Annotated in this window: 5 protein-coding genes; all 5 read left to right on the top strand. The window is 71.6% G+C overall.

What is annotated here, in order from left to right; all coding sequences use genetic code 11:
• Positions 1 to 820 (top strand): sigma-54 interaction domain-containing protein (locus tag QQK83_RS18915; protein WP_284266942.1); only part of this gene is annotated, 820 nt, incomplete at its 5' end.
• A gap of 19 nt (positions 821 to 839) precedes the next feature.
• Complete coding sequence (locus tag QQK83_RS18910) at positions 840 to 1,154, top strand: flagellar hook-basal body complex protein FliE (RefSeq protein ID WP_284266940.1); 315 nt, start codon at positions 840 to 842, stop codon at positions 1,152 to 1,154.
• Positions 1,155 to 1,191: 37 nt separating this feature from the next.
• Entirely contained in the window at positions 1,192 to 2,901 is a 1,710-nt protein-coding gene (fliF, locus tag QQK83_RS18905; protein ID WP_284266938.1) for a flagellar basal-body MS-ring/collar protein FliF, read from the top strand.
• Positions 2,898 to 3,986, top strand: coding sequence for a flagellar motor switch protein FliG (fliG, locus tag QQK83_RS18900; protein WP_284266936.1), 1,089 nt, complete (start codon positions 2,898 to 2,900; stop codon positions 3,984 to 3,986). Before fliF ends, fliG begins: the two co-directional genes overlap by 4 nt.
• A gap of 9 nt (positions 3,987 to 3,995) precedes the next feature.
• The coding region (locus QQK83_RS18895; protein ID WP_284266934.1) for a hypothetical protein at positions 3,996 to 4,237 on the top strand (242 nt) is incomplete at its 3' end.

Below are 4,237 nucleotides of genomic sequence, written 5' to 3'. Positions count from 1 at the left end.
CGCGCTGATGGCCGCCGCCGACCTGATCGCCGCGCCGATCACCACCATGGCCGCGGCCGATGCCGCGACCGGTCGGCTTCTGGACCTGGCCGCGCGCGTCGCGCGGTTCGACGTGAGCGTCTTCATCAACGGCCCCACCGGCTCGGGCAAGGAGGTTCTGGCCCGCACGATCCATGCGCGCTCGACCCGCGCCGACAAGCCCTTCGTCGCCATCAACTGCGCCGCGATCCCCGAGAACATGCTCGAGGCGATCCTCTTCGGCCACGAGAAGGGCTCGTTCACCGGGGCGCAGGCGGCAAATGTCGGCATCCTGCGCGCGGCGGACGGCGGCACGCTTCTGCTCGACGAGATCTCGGAAATGCCGCTGGGCCTTCAGGCCAAGCTGCTACGGGTGCTGCAGGAACGCGTCGTGACGCCGCTGGGCAGCCAGAAGGAAGTGGCCGTCGACATCCGCGTCATCGCCACCTCGAACCGCAACATGGAGGACGAGGTCCGCGCGGGCCGCTTCCGCGAGGATCTGCTCTACCGGCTCAACGTCTTCCCGCTCGAGACCATGGCGCTCGCCGAACGCCCCGACGACATCCCCGTGCTGGCGCAGGCGCTGCTGCGCCGTCACGCGGTGCCGGGCGCGGCGATGCCGCTTCTGGCGCCCGAGGCCTGCGACCTGCTGGCCGCGCATCACTGGCCGGGCAACGTGCGCGAACTGGAGAACGTCATGCAGCGCGCCATCGTGCTCTGCGAAGGCGACACCGTGACGCCCGACCACATCATGCTGAGCGCCCGCGCCTCGCTCGCGGCACTGGCCGCGCAGGCCGCCTGAAGCCGGGGGGACGCGCATCATGTCGATCTCAGGGGTGAGCAGCGGGGCCGCGGTCGCCGCGGCGACGCAGACGCCCGATGTCCCGCGCCCGACCAGCGCCACGGGCGACCAGCCCGCGGGCTTCGCCGAGCGGATCGGCGACGCGCTGCGCACCGTGGCCAACGAACAGGCCGAGGCGGGGCGGATGCGCCGCGACTTCGAACTGGGGCGCACCGACGATCTCGCCGCGGTGATGGTGCAGCAGCAGGTCTCCTCGCTCGGCTTCGAGATGACATTGCAGGTCCGCAACAAGGCGCTCGGCGCCTACCGCGACATCATGAACATGCCGGTCTGAGACCGGCCCCGCCCGCCAGAATGCAAGGACGACACGCATGAGCACTCCGACTGCACCCATGGCCACTGGCCAGCAACCCGGCGGCACCGGCCTTCAGGCCCGCGCCCGTGGGCTGATGACGCAGATCGAGGGCCTGACCGCCCAGCCCGCCGCGCGCCGCGCCCTGCCTGCCATCGCCGTGCTGCTGATCGTGGCGCTGGGGCTGGTGCTGTATCTGGCCCTCAGCCCCGCCGACCGCGTGACGCTGCAGAACGGTCTGCCCGAGGCCGAGAAGGCCCGCGCGATGGAGCTGTTGCAGGCGCAGGGGTTCGACGCGCGGCTCGATCCCTCCAGCGGTGTCTTGACCGTGGGGGCCGCCGATTATCACCGCGCGCGCATGGCGCTGGCCGCCGAGGGCCTGCCGCAGGGCACGCCCGACGGGATGGACGCGATCACCGACATGCCGCTTGGCACATCGCGCTCGGTCGAGGCCGCGCGGCTGCGGCGGATGCTGGAGCTGGACCTCGCCCGCTCCATCGCCGAGCTGCAACCGGTGCGCGCCGCGCGCGTCCACCTCGCACTGCCCGAGCGCAGCGCCTTCCTGCGCGACCGCGAACCGGCCAGCGCCTCGGTCGTGGTGCAGATGGCCCCCGGCATGGCGCTCAGCGCGCGGCAGGTGCAGGCGATCGTCGGGCTCGTCGCGGGCGCGGTGCCCGAGATGACGCCCGATGCTGTCTCGGTCGTGGACCAGGCAGGCCGCCTTCTGTCGACGCCCGACGCGGGCGGGGCCGCGGGCGATGTCTCGGACCAGATGCGCCAGCAGCGCGAGATGGAGCAGATGCTGCGCGAGCGGGTGCTGGCGCTGGTGACGCCCATCGTGGGCGCGGGCAATGCCGCCGTCGAGGTGACGCTCGACATGGATTTCACCCGCGCCGAGGTGATGCGCGAGGATTTCCTGCCCGAGGCCACCGCGCTGCGCAGCGAACAGGGCACGTTCGACGGGGGCGCGACCGGTGTCGCAAGGGGCATCCCCGGCGCGATCTCGAACGCGCCGCCGCCGGCAAGCGAACTGGTGCCGGTTCCCGAGCGCGACGCCGGGTCCGCCCCCGGCCAGGCCGGTGGAAGCTCCAGCTTCGTGCGCAACTACGAGGTCAGCCGCCAGGTCGAGACCCGCGTGATGCCCACCGCCACCGTGACCCGGATCAACGCCGCCGTCCTGCTGCGCGCGCCGGACGCGGGCCGTGACGGTGCGCCCGCCGAGATGGACCCGGCCCTGGTCGAGACCATCGCGGCCCTGTCGCGGACCGCCATCGGCTATGACGAGGACCGCGGCGACACCGTCACCGTCTCGGCCTCGCCCTTCGTCGCCGCCGAGGAGATCGCGGGCCCCTCGCTGATCGAGGCGGGCTGGCTGCAGACCCTCGGGCGGACGCTGGCGCAACTCGCCGTGCTCGCCATTCTGGTGCTGGGCGTGGTGCGCCCGCTGATCACGCGGCTTCTGCCGCAGGCCCCCTCCGGGCCCGCCGCGGCGGGGCTTGCGCCTCCGGGCTACGGCAATGCGATCGAGGTGGGCCAGGGCGAAAGCCTGTCGGGGCTGCGCGCCCGCCTGCTTGGCGGCGAGGACGCCGGCTATGCCGATCTGCCCGAAAGCGGGTTGAGCTACGAGGAAAAGGCCACCGCGCTGCGCCACCTCGGCCAGACCGAGGCCGGCCGCATCGCCTCGGTCATCTCGGGGATGCTGGCCGAAGGTGAGGAGAGCCGCACATGAACGAGATCACACCCCTTGCCGCCGGTGGCCCTGCCGCCCTTGGCCCGCCCGGCAGCCAGCCCGTCCTGCCCCGCAAGGGTGGCGCGCCCGCCCGGCTGACCCAGGTCGAGAAGGCCGCCGTCCTCCTGATGCTCTTCGGAGAGGAGGCCGCGGCCCAGATCCTCAAGTCGCTCTCGCCCGCCGAGGTGCAGACCGTGGGCGCGGCGATGTATGGCCTGTCAGGCGTCAGCCACGCCACCGTGAACGCCGTCCTCGAAGAGGTCTTCGACCTCATGGCCGTGCAATCGGGGCTTGGCGTGGGGGCGACGCAATTCGTGCGTTCGGTGCTGCACGAGGCGCTCGGCCCCTACAAGGCGCAATCGGTCCTCAGCCGCATCTCGCCCGCCTCGAGCGACCGGCCCATCGAGATCCTCGACTGGATGGACGCGCCCTCCATCGCCGAGCTGATCCTCGACGAGCATCCGCAGATCATCTCGCTGGTGGTCGCCGCACTGGAACCGGCCAAGGCCGCCGATGTGCTCAAGCTTCTGCCCGATGCGATGCAGCCCGACATCATCGAGCGCATCGCCACCCTGAACACCGTGCAGCCCGAGGCGCTGCAGGATCTCGAGGACGTGATGCAGCGCAAGTTCAACGCCAACACCACCCTGCGCTCCAGCCAGATCGGCGGAACCAAGGCCGCGGCGCGTATCCTGAACTTTGCACGGCAGGACATGGAGCAGCGCATCCTGCGCGAGATCCGCAAGGCCGACAAGGAGCTGATGGAGGCGCTGCAGGACAACATGTTCGTCTTCGAGAACCTCGTGAAATCCGACGACCGCGCATTGCAGACCCTGCTGCGCGAAGTGGACAGCGAGCAGCTCATCCTCGCCCTCAAGGGGGCCGACGACGCGGTGCGCGCGCGCCTTCTGTCCTGCGTCTCGGCGCGGGCGGCGGCCAATATCCGCGACGAGATGGAGGCGATGGGCCCGGTCAAGCTCAGCATCGTGCAGGAGGCGCAGAAACAGATCATCGTCACCGCACGGCGGCTGGCCGACGAGGACAAGATCACGCTGGCCGGCCGCGGCGGCGAGAAGATGGTCTGAGGCTGACCCATGCAGGACATGTCCCCGGAGGCGATCGACCACGAGGCGATCATGCGCATGATCCGCGAGGGCGCGGCCTTCCGCCCGGCCTCGCCGGTGGAACGGGTCGCGCCCGAGGCGCTTGCGCCGGGCTTTCGCGCCGTGCCCCCCGACGAGGTCGCGCGCCTGCCCGCCGAGCCGAAGCAGACGGCCGGGCAGACGGCGAGCCAGACGGCGGCCCCGAGCGCGCCCGACGCGGGCGACGACGGTTT

Origin of the sequence: Roseicyclus amphidinii (assembly GCF_030163755.1) — a bacterium.
Classification (GTDB): Bacteria; Pseudomonadota; Alphaproteobacteria; order Rhodobacterales; family Rhodobacteraceae; genus Roseicyclus; species Roseicyclus amphidinii.
The sequence above is the reverse complement of the archived record's forward strand: the minus strand, read 5'-3'. Positions and strand labels throughout refer to the sequence as shown.

What these genes read in the sequence shown, in the direction of transcription:
- QQK83_RS18910 (WP_284266940.1), top strand. Translation starts at nt 840, where the DNA reads ATGTCGATCTCAGGGGTGAGCAGCGGGGCCGCGGTCGCCGCGGCGACG.
- fliF (WP_284266938.1), top strand. Translation starts at nt 1,192, where the DNA reads ATGAGCACTCCGACTGCACCCATGGCCACTGGCCAGCAACCCGGCGGC.
- fliG (WP_284266936.1), top strand. Translation starts at nt 2,898, where the DNA reads ATGAACGAGATCACACCCCTTGCCGCCGGTGGCCCTGCCGCCCTTGGC.